This window comes from Wenjunlia tyrosinilytica (assembly GCF_014646055.1).
Lineage (GTDB): Bacteria > Actinomycetota > Actinomycetes > Streptomycetales > Streptomycetaceae > Wenjunlia > Wenjunlia tyrosinilytica.
Map to the genome: position 1 here is coordinate 80,314 of NZ_BMMS01000023.1, position 26,969 is coordinate 107,282.

General features: G+C 68.6%; 28 protein-coding genes and 2 pseudogenes. 14 read left to right on the plus strand and 16 right to left on the minus strand.

Annotation, left to right across the window (positions count from 1 at the left end; all coding sequences use genetic code 11):
* Nucleotides 1–124 precede the first annotated feature (124 nt).
* From IEY86_RS24525 to IEY86_RS24545, 5 genes and pseudogenes are all read left to right on the plus strand, one after another.
* Nucleotides 125–895 carry an ATP-binding cassette domain-containing protein gene (locus IEY86_RS24525; protein WP_189134006.1) on the plus strand — a complete coding sequence of 257 codons (771 nt, stop codon included), beginning with the start codon at nt 125–127 and terminating at the stop codon, nt 893–895.
* 66 nt (nt 896–961) lie between these two features.
* A pseudogene (locus tag IEY86_RS24530) lies at nt 962–2,013 on the plus strand (ABC transporter permease); the annotation flags it as partial.
* Nucleotides 2,014–2,475: 462 nt separating this feature from the next.
* The gene (locus IEY86_RS24535) at nt 2,476–2,820 is read left to right on the plus strand and encodes a hypothetical protein (RefSeq protein WP_189134007.1); all 345 of its coding nucleotides are present in this window, start codon (nt 2,476–2,478) and stop codon (nt 2,818–2,820) included.
* Nucleotides 2,817–3,560 carry an ABC transporter ATP-binding protein gene (locus IEY86_RS24540; RefSeq protein WP_189134008.1) on the plus strand — a complete coding sequence of 248 codons (744 nt, stop codon included), beginning with the start codon at nt 2,817–2,819 and terminating at the stop codon, nt 3,558–3,560. Before IEY86_RS24535 ends, IEY86_RS24540 begins: the two co-directional genes overlap by 4 nt.
* Before the next feature lie 180 nt (nt 3,561–3,740).
* On the plus strand, nt 3,741–4,862 hold the full coding sequence (locus IEY86_RS24545) for a DUF475 domain-containing protein (RefSeq protein ID WP_189134009.1): 1,122 nt from the start codon (nt 3,741–3,743) through the stop codon (nt 4,860–4,862).
* 353 nt (nt 4,863–5,215) lie between these two features.
* Here the strand turns inward: IEY86_RS24545 and IEY86_RS24550 are convergent, their stop codons facing one another.
* Complete coding sequence (locus IEY86_RS24550) at nt 5,216–5,860, minus strand: adenylate kinase family protein (RefSeq protein WP_189134010.1); 645 nt, start codon at nt 5,858–5,860, stop codon at nt 5,216–5,218.
* A 175-nt stretch (nt 5,861–6,035) separates the two neighbouring features.
* Here IEY86_RS24550 and IEY86_RS38175 point away from each other — a divergent pair, with 175 nt between their 5' ends.
* Both IEY86_RS38175 and IEY86_RS36710 read left to right on the plus strand, forming a co-directional pair.
* Nucleotides 6,036–6,485, plus strand: coding sequence for a hypothetical protein (locus tag IEY86_RS38175; RefSeq protein WP_373287086.1), 450 nt, complete (start codon nt 6,036–6,038; stop codon nt 6,483–6,485).
* A gap of 62 nt (nt 6,486–6,547) precedes the next feature.
* Entirely contained in the window at nt 6,548–6,838 is a 291-nt protein-coding gene (locus IEY86_RS36710) for an O-methyltransferase (RefSeq protein ID WP_229698717.1), read from the plus strand.
* Nucleotides 6,839–6,943: 105 nt separating this feature from the next.
* On the opposite strand, the gene IEY86_RS24565 is transcribed toward IEY86_RS36710, so the two are convergent.
* From IEY86_RS24565 to IEY86_RS38180, 3 genes and pseudogenes are all read right to left on the minus strand, one after another.
* Nucleotides 6,944–7,327: a fic family toxin-antitoxin system, toxin component gene (locus tag IEY86_RS24565; RefSeq protein ID WP_189134011.1), complete on the minus strand. Its 384-nt coding sequence runs from the start codon at nt 7,325–7,327 to the stop codon at nt 6,944–6,946.
* The gene (locus IEY86_RS24570; protein WP_229698718.1) at nt 7,324–7,620 is read right to left on the minus strand and encodes a type II toxin -antitoxin system TacA 1-like antitoxin; all 297 of its coding nucleotides are present in this window, start codon (nt 7,618–7,620) and stop codon (nt 7,324–7,326) included. Before IEY86_RS24570 ends, IEY86_RS24565 begins: the two co-directional genes overlap by 4 nt.
* 147 nt (nt 7,621–7,767) lie before the next feature.
* Nucleotides 7,768–8,898 (minus strand): annotated as a pseudogene (locus IEY86_RS38180) (transposase domain-containing protein).
* Between the two features lie 171 nt (nt 8,899–9,069).
* Between IEY86_RS38180 and IEY86_RS24580 the strand changes: the two are divergent.
* Nucleotides 9,070–9,888: a phosphotransferase gene (locus tag IEY86_RS24580; protein WP_189134012.1), complete on the plus strand. Its 819-nt coding sequence runs from the start codon at nt 9,070–9,072 to the stop codon at nt 9,886–9,888.
* A gap of 332 nt (nt 9,889–10,220) precedes the next feature.
* On the plus strand, nt 10,221–11,186 hold the full coding sequence (gene pip, locus IEY86_RS24585; protein ID WP_189134013.1) for a prolyl aminopeptidase: 966 nt from the start codon (nt 10,221–10,223) through the stop codon (nt 11,184–11,186).
* Nucleotides 11,187–11,287: 101 nt separating this feature from the next.
* Here the strand turns inward: pip and IEY86_RS24590 are convergent, their stop codons facing one another.
* Nucleotides 11,288–11,491: a hypothetical protein gene (locus IEY86_RS24590; protein ID WP_189134014.1), complete on the minus strand. Its 204-nt coding sequence runs from the start codon at nt 11,489–11,491 to the stop codon at nt 11,288–11,290.
* Nucleotides 11,492–11,629: 138 nt separating this feature from the next.
* Between IEY86_RS24590 and IEY86_RS24595 the strand changes: the two genes are divergently transcribed.
* Nucleotides 11,630–13,858, plus strand: coding sequence for a tetratricopeptide repeat protein (locus IEY86_RS24595; protein WP_189134015.1), 2,229 nt, complete (start codon nt 11,630–11,632; stop codon nt 13,856–13,858).
* A 247-nt stretch (nt 13,859–14,105) separates the two neighbouring features.
* Here the strand turns inward: IEY86_RS24595 and IEY86_RS24600 are convergent, their stop codons facing one another.
* The 7 genes from IEY86_RS24600 to IEY86_RS24630 all read right to left on the minus strand — a co-directional run bounded on the left by IEY86_RS24600 (nt 14,106) and on the right by IEY86_RS24630 (nt 19,959).
* Nucleotides 14,106–14,276, minus strand: a complete 171-nt coding sequence (locus IEY86_RS24600; protein WP_189134080.1) for a hypothetical protein — start codon at nt 14,274–14,276, stop codon at nt 14,106–14,108.
* A gap of 1,049 nt (nt 14,277–15,325) precedes the next feature.
* On the minus strand, nt 15,326–17,194 hold the full coding sequence (locus tag IEY86_RS24605; protein WP_189134016.1) for a polymer-forming cytoskeletal protein: 1,869 nt from the start codon (nt 17,192–17,194) through the stop codon (nt 15,326–15,328).
* A gap of 349 nt (nt 17,195–17,543) precedes the next feature.
* Nucleotides 17,544–17,693, minus strand: a complete 150-nt coding sequence (locus tag IEY86_RS24610) for a hypothetical protein (RefSeq protein WP_189134017.1) — start codon at nt 17,691–17,693, stop codon at nt 17,544–17,546.
* Between the two features lie 499 nt (nt 17,694–18,192).
* Entirely contained in the window at nt 18,193–18,711 is a 519-nt protein-coding gene (locus IEY86_RS24615) for a nucleoside 2-deoxyribosyltransferase domain-containing protein (RefSeq protein WP_189134018.1), read from the minus strand.
* 167 nt (nt 18,712–18,878) lie between these two features.
* Nucleotides 18,879–19,124 (minus strand): hypothetical protein, encoded by a 246-nt coding sequence (locus IEY86_RS24620; protein WP_189134019.1) that lies wholly within the window; start codon nt 19,122–19,124, stop codon nt 18,879–18,881.
* Nucleotides 19,121–19,270 (minus strand): hypothetical protein, encoded by a 150-nt coding sequence (locus IEY86_RS24625; RefSeq protein WP_189134020.1) that lies wholly within the window; start codon nt 19,268–19,270, stop codon nt 19,121–19,123. Before IEY86_RS24625 ends, IEY86_RS24620 begins: the two co-directional genes overlap by 4 nt.
* Before the next feature lie 272 nt (nt 19,271–19,542).
* Nucleotides 19,543–19,959, minus strand: a complete 417-nt coding sequence (locus tag IEY86_RS24630) for a tautomerase family protein (protein WP_189134021.1) — start codon at nt 19,957–19,959, stop codon at nt 19,543–19,545.
* Between the two features lie 129 nt (nt 19,960–20,088).
* On the opposite strand from IEY86_RS24630, the gene IEY86_RS24635 reads away from it, so the two are divergent.
* From IEY86_RS24635 to IEY86_RS24650, 4 genes are all read left to right on the plus strand, one after another.
* Nucleotides 20,089–20,985: a LysR family transcriptional regulator gene (locus tag IEY86_RS24635; protein WP_189134022.1), complete on the plus strand. Its 897-nt coding sequence runs from the start codon at nt 20,089–20,091 to the stop codon at nt 20,983–20,985.
* Nucleotides 20,986–21,315: 330 nt separating this feature from the next.
* Nucleotides 21,316–22,284: a GlxA family transcriptional regulator gene (locus IEY86_RS24640; protein ID WP_189134023.1), complete on the plus strand. Its 969-nt coding sequence runs from the start codon at nt 21,316–21,318 to the stop codon at nt 22,282–22,284.
* A 339-nt stretch (nt 22,285–22,623) separates the two neighbouring features.
* Nucleotides 22,624–22,815: a hypothetical protein gene (locus IEY86_RS24645; RefSeq protein WP_189134024.1), complete on the plus strand. Its 192-nt coding sequence runs from the start codon at nt 22,624–22,626 to the stop codon at nt 22,813–22,815.
* Between the two features lie 161 nt (nt 22,816–22,976).
* The gene (locus tag IEY86_RS24650) at nt 22,977–24,029 is read left to right on the plus strand and encodes a DUF4331 family protein (RefSeq protein WP_189134025.1); all 1,053 of its coding nucleotides are present in this window, start codon (nt 22,977–22,979) and stop codon (nt 24,027–24,029) included.
* A gap of 44 nt (nt 24,030–24,073) precedes the next feature.
* On the opposite strand, the gene IEY86_RS24655 is transcribed toward IEY86_RS24650, so the two are convergent.
* From IEY86_RS24655 to IEY86_RS24670, 4 genes are read right to left on the minus strand one after another with little or no spacing between them, the layout of a single operon-like run.
* Nucleotides 24,074–24,874 (minus strand): MBL fold metallo-hydrolase, encoded by an 801-nt coding sequence (locus IEY86_RS24655; RefSeq protein ID WP_189134026.1) that lies wholly within the window; start codon nt 24,872–24,874, stop codon nt 24,074–24,076.
* A 7-nt stretch (nt 24,875–24,881) separates the two neighbouring features.
* On the minus strand, nt 24,882–25,232 hold the full coding sequence (locus tag IEY86_RS24660; RefSeq protein WP_189134027.1) for an alcohol dehydrogenase catalytic domain-containing protein: 351 nt from the start codon (nt 25,230–25,232) through the stop codon (nt 24,882–24,884).
* The gene (locus tag IEY86_RS24665; RefSeq protein ID WP_189134028.1) at nt 25,229–25,840 is read right to left on the minus strand and encodes an ester cyclase; all 612 of its coding nucleotides are present in this window, start codon (nt 25,838–25,840) and stop codon (nt 25,229–25,231) included. The genes IEY86_RS24660 and IEY86_RS24665 overlap by 4 nt, the downstream gene beginning before the upstream one ends.
* Before the next feature lie 14 nt (nt 25,841–25,854).
* Nucleotides 25,855–26,967, minus strand: a complete 1,113-nt coding sequence (locus IEY86_RS24670) for an MBL fold metallo-hydrolase (RefSeq protein ID WP_189134029.1) — start codon at nt 26,965–26,967, stop codon at nt 25,855–25,857.
* Nucleotides 26,968–26,969: the final 2 nt, after the last annotated feature.

A 26,969-nucleotide genomic window follows, 5' to 3' on the forward strand; every position in this document is an offset into this window, starting at 1 on the left:
CGCCACCGCGCCCGCGTCGCCGGCCCGAACGGCCTCTCGACCGGAACCCCCCGGGTGGCCGGCCTCCGGACCACCGACGGCACGCCCGCGCCCGGTTCGGCGTGAGCCGCACACAGGAGAACCAATGAGCACCACGGCCACCCCGAGCGCCGCGCCCGCGCTGCGCCTGGACCGCATCCGCAAGGAGTTCGGCGGAGTCGTCGCCGTCGAGAACTTCAGCCTCGACATCCACCCGGGGCAGATCGTCGCACTGGTCGGCGACAACGGCGCCGGCAAATCCACCATCGTCAAGATCGTCTCCGGGGTCCACCACCCCACCTCCGGCTCGATCGCGCTTCACGGCGACCAAGTCCACTTCCCGGACGCCAGCGCCGCCCGCGGCCACGGCATCGAAGTCGTCTACCAGGACCTGGCCCTGGCCGACATGCAGCCGGTGTACATGAACATGTTCCTCGGCCGGGAACTGGTCACCGGGCCGCTGCGCAGGCTGGACAAGAAGCGCATGGCATCCCAGACCCAGGCTCTCGTCGACGAACTCGATGTGAGGATCCCCTCCGCGCGGGCCACCATCCGTGAACTGTCCGGCGGACAGCGCCAGGGCGTGGCCATAGCCCGGGCCACCCACTGGGCCACCTCACTGGTGCTCATGGACGAACCCACCGCCGCCCTCGGCGTTGCGGAGACCGCCAGGGCCGAACAGCTCATGCGGCAACTGCGCGAGCGAGGGCGAGCCATCCTGCTGGTCAGCCACAATCTCGACCAGGTCTTCCGGGTCGCCGACCGGATCGCCGTGCTGCGCCGCGGCGCGCAGATCGGCGTCCGGGAAACCGCGAAGACCACGCACAACGAGATCGTCTCCATGATCACCGGCCTCCAGCCCGCGGACGAGGCGTAACCGCCCCACGGCCCGTTCGGGGGATCGCCGAGACAAGCCCAAACGGGGCCGCTCTTCTCAGAGGCACTGGCCGGAGTTCTGCAGCGTCCCGGCAGATCCGCCCTCACCGCTGGGCACCGTGCTGGGCGTCGGCGCCTTCATAGCCGTGCTCGGTCTGACGAGCACCACGGCGTCCCAAAACGATGCCCGTTTCAACAAGCTGACCGCGACGCAGGTGACAGTGAAGGACAGCGGAGGAGGCGACGCCGCAGAAGTCCCACTGGCCTTTCCGCAGGACGCCGACGCCCGCATCGGAAGGCTCAACGGAGTCACAGCGGCAGGGGTGTACTGGAAAGTCCGGCTCAGCGCGGACCAGACCGTCGGATCCACCCCCTTGACCCAGTCCGACGACCCACATGTCCGCACTGATGTCATCGCCGCCTCGCCGGGCCTCCTGGACTCCGCCGGCCCCCATCTGGCGCAGGGCAGGGTGTTCGACTCCTACCACGACTCAAAGCGCCGGCAAGTAGCGGTGCTGGGCTCGGCCATCGCCGTGAGACTGGGCATCACCACCCTCGACACCCAGCCCGCCGTCTTCATCGGGAACACGCCGTTCACCGTCATCGGCATACTGGACGATGTCGTACGCAAGCCCGAACTGCTCCTGTCCGTCGTCGTCCCGCGTACCACCGCCGAGCACATTTGGGGCCCCGCCCAGCGACGATCGCGCCGAGATGCTCGTCTCCACCCGGCTCGGCGCGGCACGCCAAATCGCGGACGAGGCCGCCCTCGCGCTGCGCCCCGAGCACCCGGAGTACTTCAGTGCGATCCCGCCTCCTGATCCCAAGGCGTTGCGCTCCGACGTCGGCGGCGATCTGTCCCAGCTGTTTCTCCTGCTGGCACTGGTGTGCCTGTTCATTGGCGCGGTAGGCATCGCCAACACCACGCTGGTGTCCGTCATGGAGCGCACGGCGGAGATCGAACTGGGCCGAGCCCTCGGAGCACGAGGTCTCCATATCACGGTCCAATTCCTGGCGGAGTCGACGCTCCTGGGCCTTCTCGGAGGTTTGGTGGGCACCTCATTGGGCATGGTCGGTGTCGTGGTGGTCTGCGCTGTCCAGAAGTGGACGCCGGTACTCGCCACCCGAGCGGAGTTCGTGGCGGCTTCCTCCCCCTGCAGGAACTGGTGATCCGAGACATCCTCGCCGACCTGGAAGGCCTCGTCCGCTGGGGCGGCGACGACCGCAAACCGGATGAGTCCCTCTTCTACATCGACGTCCCCCCTGACGACGAGCGTCTCATTCGGATCGCGGACAAGATCCATACGTGGAACCACACGCCGGGCAAGGGCTCTGGGGTCGTGATCGACCCCCTACAGCCAGCGCCGCGCAGCAGCCCGACGCCTCGCCGCGCGCCAGGCATGAGGAGAGCCCGGGGGCTGGCCGCGCGGGCATCCACTGTCTGCTCGGCGGAGGCGGACGACGAGGCAAAGCTGGGCGGACACGTCGCCGTGTTCGCCCGGCCCGGGTGTGTCAACTCAACCGCCCTGTTTGACTTTCGGTATGGCTTCGTGCGTGGGCGGATCCGTGAACGGTGCGTACATGGACGCCGCACTGACCGCGGCTACCGCGGTGGCGGCGATCGTGCTGGGTTGCGTCACGGGCGCGCTGGTCGGCTCTGCGCAGGCGGTAGCCGCTGGACGCAATACCGCCTTCTTGATCGGGATGATGCTCTGTGCGCGCACTGCCGTCGGCCAGGCCGCGGTCATGGTCCCGGTGGCATGGCTCGTTGTGGTGCTCCTTTTCGGCTTCCGTATCGGAAGAGATCCCTATCCGTGGACGATCCTTCCCGAACCCGCCCACGTCCGGCATGCCATCGCCGGCTCGACGCTGATGTTCGGCCTTGGCATCGCCGCCCAGCTCCACGCTTCAAGGAAGACCTCATGACTCTGGAACTGGCCTCGTGTACCTACGCCTACAGACGCTGGAGCGCGCCCGTCCTGGACGATTTCTCTTTCACAGCGCCATCGGGTCTGACGATTCTTCTGGGCCCCAACGGCGCCGGCAAGTCCACCCTCCTCAAGCTGGCCGCGGGCGTCAGCCGTCCTCGCAGAGGAACCGTCACCTTCGACGGCGTCGCCTCGCACACCAAGTCCTACCGTCGCGCTGTCGCCTGGATGCCGCAGCACATCTCCCCCCTCCCTTCCCTCACCGTCCGTGAATACGTCGCCTACATAGGCTGGCTCAAGGGCATGAGCCGCTCCGAGGCATGGGAACAGGCAGCCCAGGCCCTGTCACGCGTCGAACTGGACGACCAGGCAGGCACGAAGACGACTCGGCTGTCCGGAGGCCAACTGCGCCGGGTGGGCGTTGCTGGTGCACTCGTCCACAAAGCGCGGATTCTGCTACTCGACGAGCCAACCGCCGGCATGGATCCGCGTCAGCGGCGTGTCTTCCGGGACACACTGAACAGCCTCACGGAGGACGTGCAGGTGCTGATGTCCACGCACGATGTCACCGACCTCGCGGAGGAAGCGGACCATGTCGTCGTCGTCAGCGCCGGCCGCATACTGCATGCCGGGAGTACGGAGGACTTCCTGGCCCACACTCCCTCAGGCAGCGCTCCCGGCCGCGCGGCCGAAGGTGCGTACTCCGCTCTCCTTGGGTCCGAAGAGACCGGCCTGTAAGGCCCAACGAGGACGTCCAGCCACAGTCGGCGCAGGCGTCCAGCTCGTTGGGGCGCAGGTGTCGTTGGCTGCCGGACGGGGCAGCCTGGGCCTGGATGTCGAGATCATTTTTGCTCCCCGCCATGCGGGGCGTGTCCGCAGGACGCGTCAGTCACATCGATGGACAGAAACAGGTGAGCCATGCTGCTGAGAACGTTCGGCTGGTCCTTTGCGATCACCGTTGTCGGCCTGACCCTCGCGGGGCTCTTCTGGGGCTGGGAAGCCCTGGCCGTGGTCGCGCTCCTGTCCGTTCTCGAAATCTCGCTGTCCTTCGACAACGCCGTCGTCAACGCCGGCGTACTCAAGAAGCTGAACGCCTTCTGGCAGAAAATCTTCCTCAGTGTCGGCATTCTGATCGCAGTCTTCGGCATGCGGCTGGCCTTCCCCGTGCTGATTGTCTCGCTCTCCGCGCAGAAGGGCCCGATCGCCGCAGTCCAGCTCGCGCTCGACGAACCCACAAAGTACGAGCACCTGGTCACCGACGCCCACCCGGCCATCGCCGCGTTCGGCGGCATGTTCCTGTTGATGATCTTCCTTGACTTCATCTTCGGGGAGCGGGACATCCAGTGGCTGCGCTGGATCGAGCGCCCGCTGGCAAAACTGGGCAAGATCGACATGCTCTCGGTCTGCACCGCCCTGACCGCCCTCCTGGTGTCAGCGCTGACGGTGGCCACCCACGCCCACCAGAGCTACGGCCACACGGACAAGACAGCCACGGTTCTCCTCTCCGGCGTCGCAGGCCTGATCACCTACCTCATCGTCGGCGGTCTCTCCGGACACTTCGAGAACCGGCTGGAGGAAGAGGAAGACCGCGAACACGACGCCGAAGAGAAGACCAAGGAAGCGAACGACGGACCCCCAGCGAGCGGCCTGGCGGGCAAGGCCGCGTTCTTCACGTTCCTCTACCTCGAAGTGCTCGACGCCTCCTTCTCCTTCGACGGCGTCATCGGCGCATTCGCCATCACCAACCAGATCTTCTGGATGGCGCTCGGCCTCGGCATCGGCGCCATGTACATCCGCTCCCTCACCGTCTACCTCGTGCGCCAAGGCACCTTGGAGGACTACGTCTACCTCGAGCACGGCGCCCACTACGCCATCGGGGCACTCGCAGTCATCCTTCTGGTCACCATCCAGTACCAGATCAACGAAATCATCACCGGCCTCGTCGGTGTCGTGCTGATCGCCTGGTCCTTCTGGTCCTCCGTGCGCCGCAACCGAGTCTTCACCGACGACAGCGGCTCTTCCCCGCGCGAGGCGCCGTGAGACGGCCGTCCGCCTCGACCGCCCGATCGAGACTGACGGCCATCGTTGACATCCGGGGCTCCGATCACTACGGAGCTCCACATCACGAAGTCCACTGCGCACCCTGCGCCGCGTGACCGTCAGGCCAAGCGACGCCTTGCGGTGATACCGCGCCCGCCGTCGTCCCAGTTGCCCAGAGCGGGTTCCGGGGGAGTGCTGTCGAGGAGTAGCCGACTTTTCGATCGTGCCCTTGTAGGTGTCCACCCTCAGCCCCGAGTCTGATGGGAGAAGGCCGGCACCAGGCCGGAGGAAGGAGCTGGTTGCAGCCTCGATCGAGATGGTAGGGGCAACTGGCTGCCGCGGCGTCATGGCCATCACCGCGTGGGCGAACGCCCCACCGCGTGCTGCCTGTCGACGGTCTCGAGCACCGCGTCGGCCAGGTTCTCGACGGACCGTCCGCTGCCCGTGTCGATGCGGTCGAGGTCCAGCCGGTCGACTGCCTCAAGCATGAGTGCCTGGAAGCGCAGGGTGCGGGACAGGAACGTGTCCATCAGGGCTCGTTCCTCGGGCGATGCTTGGTCGTGGCGGCCGGCCGCGTGCACCCGTGCGCGCAGGACAGTCTCGTCGGCGGTCAGCCATACCGCGGCGGTGTGCGGGGTGACCAGCTGTGCGACACGGACGGGCCAGAGCGCTGAGCCCTCCAGGACCAGACCCGCCACTGTTGCCCCGGCCCCGCTTGTCGTCGTGCGGGACGTGATCAGCCCTTCGATGCGGGGCCACAGCCGGACGTAGTGGTCGAGAACGGAGGTGATCAGCTCGTCGACCGTGAGCGATCGGTAATGCTCGGCGACGTGCGTCGGTACCTCCCGGCCCGGGGTTCGCCAGGGCCGTCCCGGATGCCGCGCCAGCGCGTCGGTGGACAGGCACTCGAACCCGAGGCTGTCCGCCACGGCCCGGGCCACGGTCGACTTCCCGACATTCGACGTCCCGCCGATCAACACCACCCGCACACCCCGCATGCCGGCGACCCTACTGATCACCGCGAAGGAATGCGTGCAGTCGGCGCAGGCGGATGAGGCGGCACACCAGTCCAGTCCCGGCAGGCTCGCGCGGAGATCGAGCAGCGCTCGTCGCGGACGCGCAAGCATTCCCAGGGCAGCTCTCGTCGGCGCCGGGTCCGGTAATCTCCGGGGTATGTCATCGGCTCTGGACCGCGAGGTGATCGCGGAGTTGGCGGCCGGGATCGAGGAAGAGCTGATCGAGCTGCGCCGGGAGATCCACCGGCACCCCGAGCTTGCGGGCGATGAATGGCGCACCTCTGTTCTGGTCGCCGACCGGCTGCGTGCCGCGGGGCTCGCGGTCTGGACAGGGGTGGGCGGCCACGGCGTGGTGGCGGTGCTCGATGGTGCGGGTGCCGGGCCGACCGTCGCCTACCGGGCCGACATGGACGCGGTCGACGACGAGGAGCTGTTCGACACCGACTTCGCGTACTCCCGCCGACCTGATCAGGGGAGGCTGCTCCAGTTTGCCGGCCGCGGGCGCCTCGCACCGCATCGGCGAGACCGGGACAGGAGGCGGCCTCGGACTGCCTTGGTCGGCCTCCGGAGCTGCCCCCGGCGCCCGGCTCGTCAGCGTCGAGCGTGACCAGGAGCATGCCCGCATCGACACCGAGGTCTACCGAGACTGCGACCACATCGAAGTCATCCATGGGGGACTGGCGGCGCATCGAGGACCATGGCGCCTACGACCTGCTCGTCCTCGATTGCGCAGGCCAGGGCAAGGACAACGACGCCGCAGACCCCGCGCGTCTGCTCGAGTCCGGCGGAGCGGTGGTGATCGACGACTTCGCCCCAGGCACCACATGGCCTCCGCACTTCAATGGCGCACGCGACCTGCCCCGCCTGCACTGGGTGGAACATCCGGACCTCCACACCACTGAACTGCGCCTCGCGCCGGACCTCAGCGTGGTCGTCGGCACCCGCCTTCCCGTCGCCTGAAGGCGGTTGTGACCGCGGGATGCCACGAACGTCCGAGTGGGTGGACCACTGCTCTCTCTTGTCGAGGACGCCGCGGCCATGCGAGGTGGCCGGATTCGTTGCCGGTCAGGTGGTGGTCCAGTTCCGCAGTTGGCGGGCGATCCCGGCGACGCCGAGCGCGCCGGAGGCGGCCTCGCGGACCAGGACCACCGCGTCCTTGGGGGTGTAGTCCAGACGGTGCCCCAGCAGGGCGAGGTATGCCTCGGCGCAGTGCCAGGCGAAGGCCTCGTTGGAGTGCTCCAGGCAGGGCAGTTTCACCAGCGTCTGCAGCAGGGCCGCCGCCTTGAGATGGTCGGAGCCGTAGATCTCGCGGTCCATGGCCTTCGCGTACACGCGGTGCACGGCCGCGTAGAGGGTGCCGTAGTCGTCGACCTGCGGGTCACCTGGGACAAGCTCGGCGGCGTGCAGGAGGAAGGAGACGTCGATCCGAGGCGGTTCGGGCTGGGTCACGCGGCGTGGTCCCGCCCGTCGCGCTCGAGGTCGCGGCGGGCCTGTTGCTCGGCGGCGCGCTGCTCCGTACTGGGGTCGGTGGTGCCGGGCTCGGCGGCGAAGGCGTCGCCGCTGCGGGCGGCGGAGGCCCTGAAGTGCTCCAGGAAGGCGCTCTCGACGGCGGTGGCGCGCTCGTAGGCGGCCGAGAGGATGTACTCCTGCATGCTGACACCGGCGGCCTTGGCGGCGGCGGCGATGGCCGCGCGCTGCCCGGGGTCGGGGAATCGCAGGCTCATGGCTTTGGGTTCACTCATGATACCAACGGTATCACCGGTACCGCGAAGTGTCGCGCGTTCCTGCCTGACCTGCCGGGTCGCCCCCGCGCCGACCGCCCTGGTGGCCGCAGCCGTCCATCGCTGCGGACGGTTCAGGACGGCTCGCGCTTGCGGGGCTGTCGGCGGCTACTGCGGCGCCGTCCCCGACGTCGCCGCCCGCGGCCGAACGGGCCGACACGCCGGTACGGTCGCCGTACCGCCCTCGGGAAGGTGCGCGTCACCAACAGCGTCTCCGGGCTGCTGCTGCCTTGAATGCTTTCGGTGTCCGCCTGGGATGTGCGCAGCCCGGGGTGCTGCCGGTTGGCGGTGGGAGGGAGACGCACACTTCGTTGAGACAGCCGCGCTCATCGGCATCAGGGTCGGCGCCCAATGGATGCGTGTCGGATTCGTGGCACGGCCCCCCGCGCCTTTCGGCTCATGGTCGGGGCCCCTTCGCGCCGTGCACGGATCTGTATTCGGCTGCGAGCCGGGACCGAGGTCGTCGATGAGCATGTTGAGGATCGCGGGATCTGCTGTGGGGCTGCGGCCTGTGTCTGCGGCCACGCGCAGCCGCTCGAGACCCTCGGGGCAATAGTGTCCGAAGACCGCGGCGCACCCGCTGAGGTCGCTGGTCCAGCCGTGCCGGCGAGGTATGACGAGCGTGCAGCCAGTTCGAACGACGCGGCGGGCAGCACCTCGGTTGAGGATCTTGCGTTGTGCGTCCGTGGTGGCGCGGGCCGCTCGGCCGCGCCGGCGCGGGAGCGGGAACGCGAGGTCGCCGTTCGTCTCGCGGGCGAGCAACGAGGTGGGGTGATAGAGGGGAGGCCGTTCGGCGAGGTCCTCGCCCAGAAGAGGTGTGCACAGAAAGGCGACGAAGAAGCCGAGGTCGTAGCGCTCGAGCCTTCCCTCGCGATCGTCCCGTCCCCGTTCAAATCCTTCACGCCCCACCGCGACCAGCCGCCATCCGCGATACCAAGTGCCTGCCGTCTCCACCGTTGCGACCGGCCGGCACACCCGGGCGAACAGCGCTTTCAGCGGTTCGGGCCCCAGCCGAAGCCGCGCCCGGCCGATCGCCGCCGTCGTCGGTACCCGCCACGCCCCTGCCCCGCGGCCGGTCTCCTCCAACAGGTGGACAACAGGCGTGCGACCTCGTCATATCCCTGTCCGGAGCAGGCACATCGCCAGCCCGAAGTAGATCACCACCCGTGCCAGCAGCGGCTGGCGACGCTGCTCGACCCGACCGCACCCGGCAACCGCCTCATCGACCAGCTCCGGCAAAAACGCGGGTCAGTACCCCGATCGCAATCCGATCCGAAACCCGATCACCTACCGATGACTTCGTCTGTCCGGGCCTTGGCACCCTGCACCCAACGACCGAAAAGGCCCAAAGTCATTGGTATTGAGGCTAAGGCTGCTGTGAGGATCTGGTTGCTGGGATGATCGCTCCTCATGACTTCCGTTCCTTGGAGTACTCACGCTGTCGACCTCCGGCCCGACAGCGTGATCAAGAGGTTTCGGCGTGAGAGTCGTGGAAAGTGCGAGCGGGAGTGGCGTGCACTGACGCTGCTGGCTGCGTATGCACCGGGCCTGGCCCCCGTCCCCCAAAGCGCGGACCTTGCGGCGGAGGAGCCTGTGGTGGTGATGTCGCGCGTGCCGGGTGAGCCGCTGCGAGGAGAGCCGCTTGGCGATCAGCAGCTGAAGGCTCTGGCAGCGGCGGCGAGCGACCTGTATGCGGCTGTGCCGGCGGATGTCCTGGCTGGGGTTCCCGTCCGGCCTGGCCGGCAGCATCAACTCATCGCCCAGATCCGTGCCTGGGTGCCGCAGGCTCGCTCGCGAGTCAGCGGGGAAGTGGGCGAGGCCATGGACCGCGGCCTTGACTGGCTGACCCGTTCAGGCATGGAGCGAGCCGGCCGACCGGACGTCCCGATGGTTTTCGGTCCGGGGGACGGCAACCTCGCCAACTATCTGTGGGACGGCACTCGTGTGCGGGTCGTCGACTTCGAGGACTCCGGCCTCAGCGACCGGCCCTTCGAGCTGGCGGAGATCACGGAACACGTTGCCAGCTGGGTCGGCCCGCCTCTCGATGTGGAGGCGTTTCTCGATCTGTTTGACCTGAACGACGCCGAACGTGCCCGGCTGCCGGAATGCCGCAGGCTGCTGGCGCTCGTGTGGTTGCTCCTCTTGTCCTTCGACGACCCTCTGCATCCCCGGAACCCGCCGGGAACAGCCGAGCGGCAAGCCGCCCGGCTGTCCGAACTTCTCAACTGAGGCCATGCGCCGGATGGCCTTCCGAACCGGGACTGGTCACCAGGTCGTCACTTCCCGGACGAAGCCAGGCACTTGTCGTGCCAGCCGCCACGGCATCCCGGGTCGCACCGCCCGCAATGCGGCGCTGGCCGCCCTCACTGCTGATCTCCGCAGCCCGATCCTCGCCGACGTGACCGGGATGCACCGCCGCACCGAGCTCCGCTGAGTCCTGCGCCAAACCTGACTGGGCCGAGTTCCTCCCCGCCCGAGCCGAGGACAAATCGGGAGACGTCCCTCCAACCATCGACTAATCTCGCGAGGTTGTTCTTCACGCCCTTCAGGAGGAGACCGTCATGGCCGAGCCGTTCCCGCCTGTCGAACCGTACGCGCGCGGTCTCCTCGATGTCGGCGACGGCCACCGGATCTACTGGGAAACGAGCGGCCATCCCAATGGGAAGGCGGCGCTGTGCGTGCACGGCGGCCCCGGCAGCGGTGGGCGCCGCAGCAGTCGCAAGTTGTTCGATCCCGAGGTCTACCGGATCGTCCTGTTCGATCAGCGCGGCTGTGGTCAGAGCCGTCCTCATGCCTCCGACCCGGCTGTCAGCCTCGATCAGAACACCACAGACCACCTCATCGCCGACATGGAGCGGCTGCGCGAGCACTTGGACATCGAGCACTGGCTCCTCTATGGCGGCTCCTGGGGCTCAACGCTGATCCTCGCCTACGCTGAGCGCTACCCCGAGCGGGTCTCCGAGATCGTCATCGTCGGTGTCACCATGACCCGGCCCGAGGAGACCGAATGGCTCTACCGCGGCGTCGGACGCCTGCTGCCCGGCCCCTGGGAAGCATTCCGCGACGCACTGCCCGAGACAGACCGGGACGGCAATCTCGTGGCCGCCTACGACCGGCTGCTGAACAGCCCGGATGAGGCGGTCCGAGCCAAGGCGGCGCGCGACTGGTGCGCCTGGGAGGACGCCGTCATCGCCCACGAGGCACTCGGTCATCCGGGCCACTACAGCGACAAGCCCGACGACGCGCTGATGGCCTTCGTCCGGATCTGCGCGCACTACTTCGCGAACGACGCCTGGCTTGAGGACGGGCAGTTGCTGCGCGACGCACATCGGTTGGCCGGGATCCCGGGCGTGCTGATCCACGGCCGGCTCGACCTGGGCAGCCCGCTGAAGACCGCGTGGGAACTGTCCAAAGCATGGCCGGACGCGGAGCTGACGGTAGTCGACGACTCGGGACACACGGGCAGTCCCGCGATGCAGGACGCGATCCTGGAAGCGACTTCGCGGTTTGGCGAGAACGGGCGGTGACTGGCACCTCGCTCCAGAAGGAACCTGAAGAATGCGCAGGCCGGGCGGGCTCCACGAGCAGGCGGCCCCGGCCGACAACTCGCAGCGCGCTCGTTCAAGATCTAACCGGTCAGTGCCACGAGTGCAGTTGTCAGGTTGGCGGCGAGGGTGAGGGTGGCTGCGAAGACAAGGGCGGCGCGGCTGAGGGCGGCCTGAGGGGTGGCATGGTCGCAGCGGGCGAGGTAGCCGGCGGCGGCAGCGGCCAAGACAGCGACGATCACCGCAAGAACACAGGCCAGCAGAATCATGACGGTGCGATCGGACATGATGCGTGGTTCCCCTTTCGGCACAACGTGGTAGACAGCGGTGCCGAATCTGGCAAAGCAGGTGTTCGCCGTGGTGCGAGTGGTCGAAGATGAACACCAGCGGACAGCCAACGTCAACAGCGGGGGGAGCAGGGGCGGGTGGTTGCGGAAGGGCTCCACGACCCGGCGGCACTGCGCGCCCTGCACGACCGCCTGGAGGCGGCCCGGGTCAAGCAGGGGCTGGACAAGACACAGCTGGCCAACCGCAGCAGATTGAGCCGCACCACCGTCAGCCAGGCATTCAGCCACTCCGCGCGCACGGTGCCCTCGGCCGACACCCTCGGCGCCCTCGCGGCCGCACTGGAACTGGACGTTCAGCCACTGCTCGAGTTACGCAGGGCCGCCATCGGCCCAACAGCGTCCCCGGCCGTTCCCCCCGGGGTAGGGCAACCGATCGCGGCCTGTGACCCCCTTGCCCTTGAAGTCCACCCAGCCGTCGACGTCCCACACCAAAACCACCGCCGCCGCCCGAATTCACCCCGGCAACCGAGGCCAACAGCCATCCTCCCCCACTACGTACCGCGCCTGCACGATGCCATCCTGGCCAACCTGGTCGAGACCGCAGCCGACGGGCACAGCCAGATCGCCGTGCTCGTCGGCTCCTCCTCCACCGGAAAAACCCGCGCCTGCTGGGAAGCCGTCCAGCCCCTGGCCGGGCGCGGTTGGCAGCTGTGGCACCCCTTCGATCCCACCCGCGCCGAAGCCGCCCTGGCCGACCTGGACCGAGTCGGCCCGCGCACGGTGGTCTGGCTGAACGAGGCCCAGCACTACCTGGGCGCCGGTACCGGCGTAGGCGAGAGGATCGCAGCGGCCTTACACACCCTGCTAACCAACTCCGCCTGCGGACCAGTACTGGTCCTGGGCACACTGTGGCCGCAATACGCCCGCAACTACACCACCATGCCCCACCCGGGCCTACCGGACCCCCACTCGCGGGTGCGCGAGCTACTGGACGGGCACCTGATCACACTGCCCGATCACTTCGACACCGACGCCATCGCCGCCATGCAGGCCCTCGCCGATGCCGGAGACGAGCAACTCGCCCACGCCCTGGAACATGCCCGCGACGCACGGCTGACCCAGTTCCTGGCCGGAGCGCCACACCTGCTGCGCCGCTACCATGCCGCCACCCCGGCAGCTCGCGCAGTGCTCGAGGCGGCGATGGACGCGCGCCGCCTCGGGGCCAGTCTGCACCTGCCAATGGCCTTCCTCGCCCATGCCGCAGAGGACTACCTGGGCGACGACGACTTCGACCTCCTCCAAGACGACTGGTTCGATCAGGCCCTCACCGAACTCGCCACACCCGTGCACGGCAACCTCGCCCCGCTGCGCCGCGTGCGCACCCGCCGCACCCGCCGCCCCATGGACGCGTCCTCCACCCCGGACGCCGCACGTCCGACGCTGTACCGGCTCGCCGACTTCCTCGAACAACACGGACAGCGCACACGTCGCAGGCTGTGCCCCCCGGCATCCTTCTGGGAGGCTGCCCATCACCACTTCACCAGCCCCGATGATCTCGCCCACCTCGCCGATTCCGCATCCAACCGCTACCGCAACCAGTGGGCCAACCCCCTATGGCACAAGGCCGCCTACGCCGGAAACACCACTGCCCTGCTGTGGCTTGCCTGGATACGTGAAGAGGCCGGGGACCACGAGGGTGCCGAAGCTGCCTGTCAACGCGCCGCCGACGCCGGAAACACCGACGCCCTACTCCGGCTCGCCCAGATGCGGGAGAGGGCCGAGGACCACGAGGGGGCTGAAGCCGCCTATCAGCGCGCCGCCGACGCCAGCAGTACCAGCGCCCTGCTGTGGCTCGTCCGAATGCGGGAGAGGGCAGGGGACCACGAGGGTGCCGAAGCCGCCTATCAACGCGCCGCCGACGCCGGAAACACCGACGCCCTCCATCGGCTGGCCCGGATGCGGGAGAAGGCCGGGGACCGCGACGGGGCCGAGGCTCTGTACCAGCGTGCCGCCAGCGTCGGCGACACCAGCGCCCTCTTGTGGGTTGCCCAGATGCGGGAGAGGGCCGAGGACCACGAGGGGGCTGAAGCCGCCTACCAGCGCGCCGCCGACGCCGGAAACACCGACGCCCTACTCCGGCTCGCCCAGATGCGGGAGAGGACTGGGGACCACGACGGGGCCGAACGCCTCGCCCGCCAAGCCGCCGACGCCGGACATACCTACGCCCTGTACCGGCTTGCTGAGATGCGGGAGAAGGCCGGGGACCGCGACGGGGCGGAACGTCTCGCCCGCCAAGCCGCCAACATCGGAAACACCGACGCCCTACTCCGGCTCGCCGAGACGCGGGAGAAGGACGGGGACGCGTGAACATGCACGCCGAGCGGGAGGAGGCTTCTGCTCGCACGGCTCCACGGCCTCGACTCAGCGTGCGCGCCCCGAAAACGCAACATGGCACGCACTCGGCGGGTCAGCACTCCCGGCACGGAGCGCATCGCGGCGAGCTCCGGGCCTTCGGCGTCGTCGGCGGTCAGGTCGTCCTCGATCTGCTGGAGGGCGAGCTGGGCGATGCCGACCGAGGCGCGGACGCGTTCCAGGCGAGTGCGGGAGCGGCCGGTCACCGGGTGGTCGCCTTGGTGGTGGCGATGAGCGCGGCGACGGTCTCCAAGTCGTGCTGCCAGGCGGAGTCCAGGTGGAAGGCGCCTTCTCTGAACCAGGAGAAGGCTGTTCGGACACCGCCGGCCACGCACGAGTCACGAATGCGGAACCCCTGACCGTGACTCTTCACTTTCACCCCTGAATGAGAGCAAAAGGGGCATGCGGCTGAGTCGCATTTGATCGGGTCGACCATGTCGTGGAGGGTCTCGGCTCCAATCTCGCGGCCGGTTGCATCGTTTGTACTCCGTCTGCCCAGTTCAAGACTCGACGTTCAGCAGGCTGGACTTCGAGATGGCCTACTTGCTCAGGCCAAAGAGGGCCAGTGAGCAGGCACTCAGGTTTGATTTCAGCCGAGCACGGGCGCCCACCATTCGGCGTAAGGTGAGGCGCGTGGGTTTGCCTGAGGAGGGGTTCCACTAGACCATGAGGGTGAACCGGCGTCTGCGGGCCGCTGCCTGAAAAGGCGGCGGCCCCCTGCTGTCACAGGAGGCCGCCGGCGGTGATGAATCCGATCTCCCGTGAAAGGAGCCGTCTTCATGGACCATGCTAAGGCGGACAACGAAGGGCGCCCACTCCAGCCAGGTTTAGCCCTCCCCGTGAGGCGTCGTCGCTCGCTGCTCGCTGGCGGCGTTGCGATGGCTTCCGGTGTGCTGTGTGCACTGGTGTTGCTGAACGTGGTGTCAGCGGAGCAGGCATCGGCGGTGGCTGTGATCGTCGCGTCCGGCACTGCGTCGGTTAGGGCTGTTTTCGCTGGTCAGAAGCGAGGTGGCACCGTGATCGAAGACTAGCGAGTCGGCCTGTTGAGCCAACGCCGCGCGGGGTCCTGGCAAGCCGATCAGGGCCCCGTTCCGGCGCCGGAACCTGCCCAGTTGATCAGAGCGTCTTCACGTCGCTCGTGCGCGCGGCCATTTGGTCGAACGTGGGGATTCCCAGGAAGGCTGAACGGTCCCTGCGTTCCTGTCTGGAATCGAGTTGGGCGATCTTCTCCTCAGCTGCAGCACGGCTGGCGGAGAGGCCTTCGACTTCGCCGAGCCGGCCTTCACGTTCAGCTTCCGCGATCCATCCGGATGCGGCCGCGCACCGTCCGTCTCGCCCCGGCGGCTCTGAGCCAAGCGGCCTGGCGCACCGGCCGCTGCCCGAGCCCGTGCTCGGTGGGGCGGGGCGGCCGGGCACGGGCCGTCAGCTGTCGGAGCGGAATGCGCCGTGGACGCGCAGGTTGCCTTGGATCGCCACCTGGTCGTCGTTGACGTGCATGAGCCAGTCGGTCCCGTTGCGGACCGACAGGTGCCCGTTGGCGTTCACCTTCCCGATGAACAGCGAATCCTCCTGGACGCGCAGGCCGCCGTTGACCGAAATCTGGTCGTCGTTGGTGTGCAGGATCCAGCCGCCGCCGTTGCGGACCGACAGGTGCCCGTTGGCGTTCACCTTCCCCTCGAACTGCGACTCCCCGTGGACGACGAGTTTGAACTGGTTGTCCTCGGTGGTCAGCTTGCCCCTGACCGTCAGGTCGCCCGCGTGGACCGCACCCCCGACCTCCAGGTTCCGCATCGGCCGCAGATCGCCGTTGACGGTGAGGTCACCCCCGGCGACGACGTTCCCGGCGGCGTTCACCTCGCCCTCGGCGTCCAGCCGGCCGCGGACGACCAGGCGGGGCGGGCCGTCCTGCGTCTCCAGCACGTTGTCGACGGTCAGCCCGCCCTGGAGGATGAGGCGTTCCTTGACCTGGGCCCGGCGAGTGACCAGGTCGTCCAGGTCTGCCTTGGCGGCCGCGACGGTTCCCCACTGATGGTTTCCGGCGCCTTGGTACACGTTCAGCCCGGCGGATGGGAAGGCGATCCATCCGTCGTCGGCTGTGCGGCCTTGCACCCACGCGGTGTTGATGCCGTTCATGTCCGCCTTGTCGCCGGCGACGGTGCCCCACGCCTGCTGTCCGTCCTTGCGCACGTTCACGCCGGACTGCGGGAACTCGGCCCAGCCCTTGCCGCCGTCGCGGTCGCCGACCCACGGGGTGTTCACGCCGTTCGCGGCGCCGACCTTGTCAGCCGTGACGGTACCCAAGTCGCTTCCCGCTCCATGGCCGACCGTGATCCCGGTGGGCGGGAACTGGATCCAGCCGGCGTCGTTGCCGCGGCCCTGCACCGACGTGGTGGTGACGCTGTCGACGTCGGCCTTGGCGGCCGTGACGGTGCCAGGCGCGTTGGAGTCGTTGTGGATCTGCGCGCCTTGTGCGGTGAACGTGATCCGCCCCTTGTCCGCGGTGCCCTCGACCCACGGGGTGTGCAGTCCGTTGGTGGCGGTGACGCTCTCGAACTCGGGGCTGCGCAGGTGGACGGTGGTGGTGAGGATGTACTCCGGCTGTTGCTGCTGCGGTGACGAGGTGGCTGTCAGGGTGTAGGTGGCGTCCCGCTTCGGCTCCTCGCCCGCCGCCGGCGTCCACTCCCAGCCGGTCCCGGCCGTGTGCGGGGGGTTCTTTGAGGGGCCGTCCGGTCCATGGATCTGGTAGGTGAAGGTGTCGGATCCCTCCCACTGCAGGACGACGCTCTTGCCCGCGGCCACCAGAGACTGCTTCGGACGGAAGTTGCGCGGCGCCTTGGGGGCCTGCTTCAGCAGGCTCAGCGTCACGGGGGAGTCCTGCTTCCAGGGACCATTCCACACCGTCTCCGTCACCCGCAGCAGGACCGGCCCCGGCGTGCTGGAGACCGGGAAGCCCTCCAGCGCGAGGATCATGGAACCGCTCGCCTTGAAGTACGTGGTGGGCTGGGGGGTCACGGTGAAGACACCTGTCGTGGCGTCCCAGTTGGTCACCGGCTCTTCCCCCGGCATCCTCGATTTGTCCGGCAGGACCCGAGCCGTGATCGCCTTCGGATCGGGCGTCAGGGCATCCTCCTGTTGCCCGAAGGGCACTTGCACCGTGAGGGAAACCCAGGCCATGTCCTGGTCCTTCGGGTTGGAGGCGACGATGTAGACCGCTCCCTTGGACGTTCCGCCCGCCTCCGACACCTGGAGCGGAGCCGGGTCGGTGAGGATGTTGTAAACAAGAAAAGCCACTGCTGAAACCCCCCTGGATTCTGCTGGGCGTGCGCCCGTCCCCACGGGCCAGTCCCCGTACGGTCCATATCGCTGTCCCGCCCGACGGCCCATGAACCCCGATGCGCCACAACCGGCGCGAACCAGACCTACACTGGCCGAAACAGGGATTACCGACGTTCCGGTGCAAGGTCGCCAGGGCAAGGCCGGTCGCGAGCACGCGTCGACCCCGCCCGCTCGAAGAAGCCGCGCAGCAGGTGAACCCCCCGCACGATCAATCCCGCCGGGATTTCCTGTGCGCCAGCTACTCGCAGCCGGATTTCCAGCGCAGGCCCAGGCGTAACAGGCAGTCACTGATCCCGCAGCTTGTTCAGCGGATGCCGGTGATGTGCAGGCCGCGGTGGGCGAGGAAGCCGTCCCGCTCCGCGTCCTCGCCGGGGATCCAGAGCTGTTCGGCGGGGTGCGTGGTGCCATTGCCGGCCTCGGTGGTCTCGATCTCGTACAGGGCCGTGGCGGTCACGCGGCACCCTCCCGTTCGCTGATCGCCGCCAGGAGCGCGCCGGCGTCCCCTTTGCAGGGGGCGCGGTAGGAGCGGTGGTCGCCGACGTCGAGCGGTGTCGCCTTCGCGGTGGTGCCCGTCGCGCCGGTGGCCTGCGGCTGCGCGGTGAGACGGTCGGCGTCGCGCTCGGCGTGGCGGCACTGGGTGTACCGGCCGACTCCGACCGCGATGTCCCGGCCGCTGCCCGGAGCCCAGGGCTGGGGTTCTTGCGGGCGGTGAGCATCGCCCGGAACTGGTCGGCGGCGGCTTGGTCATCGGGGGTGAGGGCGCCGGGCGCATGGCCGCGGCGGCGGAAGAAGGGGCGCTTCATCGGGCGGGCTCCTGGTCGTGGGCGGAATGGGTCCAGGGGAGGCGAGGCTGTCGTCGGCGGTGCGGGGGAGCAGGTGGCCGTGGAAGTGTTCTTCACGGGCGGGGTGTCTCATGAGATGGGTGTCTCCTCGGGCGGTCGGGGTCGTTATGTTCACCCGTTCCGGTGCTGCGAGAGCTGTGCTTGTGTGGCTGCCAGGGTCTCGGTGAGCGTGGAGAACACAGTGGTGTCAGGGCGGGCGAGCCGGGTCTGCCAGCGGACGTCTTCGACCCGCGGGTAGTCGGGGTCAGCGCCGACGACGAGGCGGCGGGCGGGATTGTCCAGGGCAGCGCCGAGCTCGAACATGGCGATGGGCTGGACACCGCCCGGTGGGAACCAGAACATCGTCAGCACGCTTGGAAGGTGCAGGCAGCGGTGCTCCCACTGGATCTGGATTGAGGTCTGGCCGGGATCGTCGATGGGGAAGTGACGCCGCCGGGGATTCAGCACGATCACGTTGAAGTCGGCGAGCGCGGCCGTCGCCGGCTTCTGCCAGTTCTCGACTCCGGTGATGCCGCCGGCAAGGAACACTGCGGGGGGATCGTCCGGCGCCGGGTGGTAGGTGTCCGGGCATTCGTAGTAGCGCGGCAGGGGCGTCTGGTCGTCGTCGGGTATGTCGGTGTGCGCGATCATTCCGTGCCCTTCGCTGGGGTATTCCTGCAAGTCGTGGGGCGCAGTGGGGTGACCCGTCCTCCGGTTGCGGCGAGCTCTTGGCGGAGCTGGGTGTTGTCGTGGTGCAGAGCCGCGAGGGTGACCGGCTGGGAAGCGCTCCAGCACGGTGCGCCGCGCGGTCGCGGTAGTCATCGCTGGCGGCCGCCGTTCTCGTAGGCGTCGATCAGGTCACCGGCGGTGTCGGGATGGGTGACGGTCCCGACCCAGGCGCAGGTCTCGGTCCACACGCTGGTGACGGCCGTCTCGGGATCGAGGTGGGCGATGCACGGGCCGTCCCGCTCCGCGTCCTCGCCGGGGGTCCAGAGCTGTTCGGGGGGCGTGGTGCCGTTGTCGGCCTCGGTGGTCTCGATCTCGTACAGGGCCGTGGCGGTCACGCGGCACCCTCCCGTTCGATGGTCCCAGCCAGGAGCGCGACGGCGTCCTCTTTGCAGGGGTCGCGGTAGGAGTTGTGGTCGCTGACCTTGGGCGGGCGGGGCCCACCGGCCGGATCCTGCGGATGGTCGGGACAGTGCGCGTTCACGATCACCGGCCTGCCCGGCACCGGGCGCCCCACCCACACGTGGCGTTGGTTGTCGATCCATGCGCCGATCCGGTGTCCGACGCGTGCGGACGAGCGGCTGCCACGCACGCGGCCTGCCGGAGCAAATGATGCGCACCGTGAAAACCAGGACGGGACGAGAACCCAGGGCCGCTCCGGCACTCCCCGACTCCGGCACTCCCCGACTCCGGCACTCCCCGACTCCGGCGCTTCTCGACTCGACTCCGGCGCTCCTCGACGAACGATTCCTCCGCTCAGCAGGTGGATGCGCTGCCGGGGATTTCGAGGTCGCCATCGACGTACTGGGCGCGGCCGAAGCCGAAGGACCAGTCGGCCGCGGTGTTCTCGACGTATCCGATGAACACGTCCTCCCCGGCCACGCCCACCTTTGACAGGGAACGAGCGATCGCGGCGTAGAGTCGCTGCTTGGTCTGCGTCGAGCGCCCTGCCTGCGTGAAGACCTGAACCATCACGACGCCGTCGCTTCGCTCGAACCCCAGGCCGGCGTCCTGCGCGATGACGTGGCCGCGCTCGTGCTCGGTGATGAGCTGGAACCGGTCGCGGCCCGGGATTCCCAGCGTGTCCACGACGGCGCCGTGGATGGCGTCGGCGACGGCGCCGACCTGGGCCTCGGTACGGCCCTTGACGAGGTCGATGCGGATAAGAGGCATGAGTCGAGACTCCTTGCTGGTGGTTGATGGCGGTGCTGCGGAACGTGCCTCCAGGCTGTCCTCGGACGACCCATAGGTCAAAGACCTGGATCTTTTCGCAGCTATAAGAAGTTCATATACATTGAGGTCATGGAGGCTCGCACACTGCAGTACTTCCTTGCCGTGGCCGAGGAACGGTCCTTCACCTGGGCCGCGGCCCGCTGTCATGTCGCACAGCCCGCCATCAGCCAGCAAATCCGTTCCTTGGAACGGGAATTGGGCGAAGCGCTGTTCGAGCGCGACTCCCGAAGCGTCCGCCTGACTGCCGCGGGCGATGCCCTCATGCCGCACGCCCGTGCGGTGACAGCGGCCATCACCGCCGCGAAGGCCGAGTTCGCCGCGCGATCCGGCCTGCTCACCGGGAACCTCGTGCTGGGAGCCGCCGACGGGGTGGAGAGCAGCAGCCTGCCCGCACTGCTCGGCACGTTCCACAGGCTCCATCCCGGGATCAGCGTGCAACTCGTCGAGGGCGCGAGTGCCGCCCTGGTTCCCCAGGTGCGCCAGGGGTCCCTGGACGCGGTGTTCGTCGCCGTGCCGATGGACGGCCTCGATCCGGCCGAGCACCGGGTGCTCGTGCGCAACGAGATCGTGGCGTTGGTCGCCTCCGACCAACCGCAGGCCGGGCAGGAGGTCCTGCACCTGGAGGAGTTCTCCTCGGTCCCGTTGATCACCTACGGCCGGGACAGCGGCCTGTACCCCCGGCTGCGTGCCGCTTTCGAAGCGGCAGGGGTTCCCCTGCGACCCGCCTACGCCACCAACCATGTCGCGCTGCAACTGGAACTCGTCGCGGCCGGTGTCGGCATCGCCCTCGCCGCGGGAGCGGCCGGAGGCATCGCCAGGGATCCGCGGGTTACGGTGGTACCGGTCGCGCCTCGCATCGCCTACGCCAAGGCACTGATCTGGCGCGGCAGTTCGTACCTGTCGGCTCCCCTGCGCGCGCTGCTCGACCTGCTGCCGCCGGACGACGAGCACACGCTCACCGCGTGACCCCGGGTTCCCGGCCGCGTCGGCCGTGTGGCGCGTCGCGTCATCCGGCGAACGCCTCGGCGCAGACCCCGGCGCGGTGTCGTACGGCGTGACCATCCCACGGCGTTGACGCCCTCGCCGCGGATTCCGCCGGTCCTCCTCCGGCCCGATTCACGGCCCGGAGCCCACGTCGGGGTCGGCGGCATGGGCACCGCACCCCGAAGAGCGAGTGGATCATCACTCATCGTCATGGCAGAAAAGTTGGGTTTCTTGTCATTGCCGCCATTACGACTCGGTGCGATGCTGAGCGTGCGACGGCCTCGAAGGATGCGGGGAAAGGACGGTGGACCAGTGAACACGCGTACGGTGCTCGCCGTTCTGCAGGACCCGGTGATGGCCTTGAATGTGACCGGCCCGCTGGAGGTCTTCGCCGCCGCGGGGCCGGAGGCGTACCGGATCACCACGGCCTCGCTCGACGGCCGCGCGGTCCGTACCGCGTACGGCGTGAACCTCCGGCTCCTGCCGGACGCGGACCTGAACGACTGCGAATCCCCGCACACCCTGGTGGTGCCCGGCGGCCCCGTCGACAACCCGCCGAATCCGCGGCTGACCGCGCGCCTCAGCGAACTCGCGGACGGCGCCGAGCGCGTCGTCGGCATCTGCACCGGCAGTTTCCTGCTCGGGGCGGCCGGACTCCTGGGCGGGCGGCAGGCGACCACCCACTGGGCGTTCTGCGACCTGCTCGCCGACCGCTTTCCCGATACCTTCGTCGAACCCGAGCCGCTCTACGTCCGAGACGGCCGGGTCGCCACCTCCGCCGGCGTCACCGCCGGCATTGACCTCTCGATCGCCCTGGTCGAAGAGGATTTGGGCGCCGAGGCGGCACTGGCGGTGGCCCGCGAGCTGGTCGTGTCCCGGCATCGGTCCGGCGACCAGGGGCAGTTCGACGCCCACGAGCGCGGGCGGCGCGCGCAACGCGATCCGCTGCGTCAGGTCCAGCAGTGGATTGCCGACAATCCCTCCGACGACCTGTCGGTGGACAACCTCGCCCGGCGCGCGATGTTGTCCCCCCGGCAGTTCGCCCGCGTCTTCCAGGACGAGGTCGGCATGACGCCGGGCCGGTACGTCGACCGGGTACGCCTCGACGCGGCCCGTCGCCGACTCGAGGGGTCCGTCGACGGCCTGGACGAGGTCGCCCGGGACACCGGCTACGGCTCCGCGGAGGCCATGCGGCGCGCCTTCATGCGCCAACTGTCCATCCCGCCGGGGGAGTACCGGAAGCGATTCCGATCCACCGCCGCGCCGGGGCCGGCGCTCTGATCCGGCCTTGCACCGATCCGGCACACGCGCGATCGGGCACACGCGCGATCCGACGCACGCGTGATGTGGCGCGAGCGGGCCGCCCGCGCCCGGCGGCCGCGGGCAAACGGAAAGGAGACCCTGTCAGGAGGTAGGCGTGCACACCGACATTGCGCCCACACCCGAGGGGCTTTCCGCCGCCGCGTACTTGCGCTGCTGTCCCTTCGACGCGTGGCGCATGTCCGTGCATCGTGGGGCCATCACCACCCGGACACGCGAACTCGGGTTGCCCACACCGGAGTTCTTTTTCCGACAACGGGCGCCTTTCCCGCGACCCGCTCCCGGAACCGCGGACTGCTCGTGCTGGTCGCCCGCGGCGCGTTCGAATTCGTGCTGATACCCGGGCCGTTCGTGTTCTCGCTCGACGACCGGAAGGGAGCGCGGATCATCCGGCGCCTCGGGTCGCACCACTGCACGGTGCTCGAACTGTCCACGCGTGGCGGCATGATGCCATGCCCGCCGACGTGCGCCGTCGAGGAGATTCGGCGGTGAACCCGCCCGCGGCCAGCGCGCGAGCACCGAACCGACCGTCGTACCGACTATCGAACCGACCGTCGTACCGACCACCGATCCGTATGCCGACGCATACCGATGATGCCGATGGCTGACGATCGGCGGAGACGACACCGAAAACCCACCTGTGGAGGTATCCCTTGTCCCATCACCTCGACTCCGAACTCGCCCGTCGGGATCCCCGTTTGGACATCAGCGATGTCTACCTGTTCCGGGGCAGTACCGGCACCGTCTTCGTCATGAACGTCGACCCGCTGTCCGGGCGCCACGGCTTCCATCCCGAGGGCATGTACGAATTCAAGGTCGACCTCGACGCCGACGCGGTCGAGGACATCACGTTCCGCTTCGTCTTCGATGCCATCGAGGCCGAGGACGACGCCGACGCGACCGCCGATCACGACCACCCCCAGCGGTGGTCACTGCGGGTCCTCCACGGGCCTGAGGCCACCGATCGCGACGCGGCGGGAGTCGAACTCCTGCGAGGTGCCACCGACGCGGTGAGCGTTTCCGCCGATGGTGGGATCCGCGCGTGGGCGGGCCCTGCGGCGGATCCGTTCTGGATCGAGGGCACGGTGGTGACCGCCGTCAGGACCGCCCTGGCCGAGGGCAAAGGACTGGACCTGGCCGGGTTCGATACCGACCGGGCCGAGAATCCGTTCCAAGGGACGGACGTCGGCGCCATCGTGCTGGAAGTGGCCGACCACGTGCTCGCGGCGGACACTATCGGCTTTTGGGGTGTGTCCGTTCTGGCCACCGACGCCGGCGGTTGGCGCCAGATCAACCGTTGCGCGACGCCCCTGATCAACACCCTGTTCGAGTTGGAGGACGCCGAGCGCGGGATCGACTTCAACGCGACCCGACCCGATGAGGATCGGGTGCTGTACGGCCCCCGCGTCATGCGCGACACCTCGGCCACGCGGGCCGCCATGGCAGGCACCGCGGACGCGTCCGCACACGCCGAGCGGGTCCGGGACCTGTTGTTTCCCGACGTGCTGCGCTACGAGATCGGCACCGAGGCGTCGTTCACGCCCGAACGCCGCAACGGTCGCCCCTTCGCGGACTGCACCCCCGAGGCCATGTTCGAAATCGTCCTGGGCACCCGCGTGGCGCTCGGCCTCGATGCCTCCTCGGCGGGCGTCCCCCGCGCCGACTTCCCCTACGTTCCGCTCCCGACCGCGACTCGGCAATCCTGAGGCGCCTTCTGGGAGTCCTGGTCGGACACCGTTCAAGGGTGTTCCTACGGTGTGGTTCTGTTCTGGGCTCGGTGCAGCAGCGTGGGGTCGTGGGCGTTGACGAGCAGGAGGTCGAGAGGGTTCTCGGCGCAGAGCCGGCTCAGACGGCGGTGGTTGCCTTCGACTTTGGACCAGTCAGAGGCAACGACTCGCTCCATCGTGGTCAGGGACTTCGGGACCTGGCCGGTGCCGTCGATCTGTCCGCGGTGGTAGAAGCAGTCACCGACGTGGAGAACCCAATGGGTGCCTGCGTCCACAGCGACGGCAGCATGGCCCCGGGAGTGGCCGGGCAAGCTGATCATGACGATGCCGGCGGCGATTTCGGTGAGTTCTTTGGCGTTGGGGAACCCCCGCCACGGCTCACCGCCTTCAACGGTGTGCGGGACGATCAGTGGGTCGTGGGCGCGGTGGGATGCGAGGTAGCGGCCCCGCTCAATGGCTCCTTCGGGCTGCAGGGCAGCGTGGTTCTCGGTGGTGGTGAGATGGACCTGGGCCCAAGGGAAGTCGGCGAGTCCGCCGGTGTGGTCGGCGTCGAAGTGGGTGAGGACAATGTGGCGGACATCCTGGGGGGCGTAGCCGAGTGCGGTCACTTGGCGGATCGCTGCCTCGGCGGTGTCAAAGGCGGGGCGGACATAGAAGCGTGCTGCTCCGAAGCGTCCTGCTGGGTCGGCGGCGTCCTTGAGTCCGAGGCCGCTGTCGATGAGTACCAGGCCGTTGTCGGTCTCAACGAGCAGGACGTGGCAGACCAGTCCCTCGGGTGCCCGCCAGGGGCGCATGGTGCCGCAGTTGAGGTGGTGGACCTTCATGGGCGTCTCAGTCCTCGACGATCAGCCGCGGGTGGCACAGCGGGTGGTCGGCGAACGCACCGATCGTGGTGCCCATGACGCGGGTACCTGCCGGCGGGTGCGGAGCGCGCGGGCTTGCGGTCTCAACGACCCCGGCCACCTCCATTCCCGCGGTGAACGCGCCCTCGCCCTCAGAGTTGGCGGTGTGGGAGCTCTCCAGCGCGTACAGGTCGGCTCGGTTGAGGCCGGCAGCGTGGACCTGGATGCGGACGGCGCCACGCTGCTCGGGCAGGGCGATCTCCTCCCGCAGCCATTGCGCTCCCTCACCGCCGATCAGGGCGCGCAGGGTCGAGGCGGTCTCGTTGGTTCTCGTGGTCACGATCGTGCTCCTGTGTCCTGGGGGCCGAGGTTCGGCTCGGTGCTGATCAGCAGCCGCGGATCGGGCTCCGCCCCGGCTGCGGAGAGCGCGCCGCGAAGGACGCGGGCGAGCTTGAGCAGTCCGGCGGGCCTGCGTTTGTCGAGGCCCGCTACCAACTGCTTGAGGATGGTGAGCTGGTCGAAGTAGATGCGCTCGGTGACCAGGTGCTCGTTCTCGTCGAAGATGAAGTACGCCGTCATCCGGGTGCGGTGTTTCGACCCGGTCGGCGGGATCTTGCCGAGCATGCCGTGGTGGGTGCCCTGAAGCCAGAACTCCACGATCACCGCATCGGCACTGTGCCTGAAGGCGATCAGTTCGTGATCCTGGTCGGGGAACGCGACCCGGGTGTCGTGGTAGTAACCGCGGACCTCGGAGTCGCCGTCGTACACGAGCATCTGCGCGATCAGCTCGTAGTGCGGGTGGGGGAACGTCGAGAGCGTGGCATCCCAATCCTGGAGGACCTCGTCACGGAAGTGGTCGAGCACGAGCCGCTCCCGGGCTCGCAGGACGGCCTCGGCAGGCAGCGTGAACCGGGAGGTAGGTGACGGGTCGGCGGGTACGGCGGACATTTGTTTCTCCTGTCTCAGGCGGGCTGGGCGCCGTGGCGAATCGCGCCGTGGGTGAACGTCGGCTTCGTGCCGGGATTGGTCCAGGCACCGGTCAGCTCACTGGAGGGGAAGAACTGCAGGAACCGCGGATCGGCCTGGCTGCGGTCGGCCAGGGCCTTCTCCATGACGATCGAGTTGTATTGATCAGCCGTCGTCTCGATCGTGTTCGCGTTCAGCACGACCTCCTGCTGCCATGCGCGGGCCCACCTCGCCAGGCCCGGGAGCTTGGAGTACTCCGGGACCAGCGCCTCAGCGGCGATCACGTTCTCGCTGGACACCCAGATACCGGTGTCGGTGTTGACAACCAGGGACTGGTTTCCGAACACATGGCCGGGGGTCTTCAGCACCGCCACGCCGGGGCCCAGCACCACCGAGCCGTTCACCGGCAGGAACGCCTCAGCCGGGACATCGGAGTAGGCACCAGGCTGGTACCAGGGTTTTTGCAACGGGTGAAGGTCTGCCAGCGCAGCCAGCTCGTCGCGCTGCACGATCACCTTCGCGTTGGGGAACGCTGCCTCGGGTGCCTGCCCGAGATCGTCCTGGAAGGCGGTGGTCCCCACCCAGCGCCGCAGGTCCTGGGTGTGGAGGTGGTCGAACATCAGATAGTCCACCTCCACCGGCTCGATCCCCAGCCGGGCCAGATGACTGGGCACCGTGCCGTGCTCAGTCACGACCTGCCGCTCCAGAAAGCTCGGCGTGTGCTGGGCCAACGTGTCGAAGTACGGCGTGTACCGCCCCAGCTCATGGTCGCTCGGCTCGAACAGCAACACCCGCTTGCGGCCGCCGGACTCAGTCCAGCGGATCACCTGCATCCGGTTCGTGATCGACAGGAACGGCGCCAGCGCTTTCGAGGCCCGGAACAACCCGAACCGCGTCGGATAGGGCAACGTCACCAGGTCGCACGTCACGACGCTGTCCGGTGTTCCGGTCGACGTGAACTCGCCGCGGAATGCCGCAGCCTGCTGCCGGGCAATCCGCAACCGTGCCCCGGGCGGCTCCTCGGAGCGGGAGAGGTCGGTCACCGCATCGACCACCGTGCCGACCGTGGGCAGATCCTTCACCTCGGTACTGGTCCAGGGCAAGCGCATCG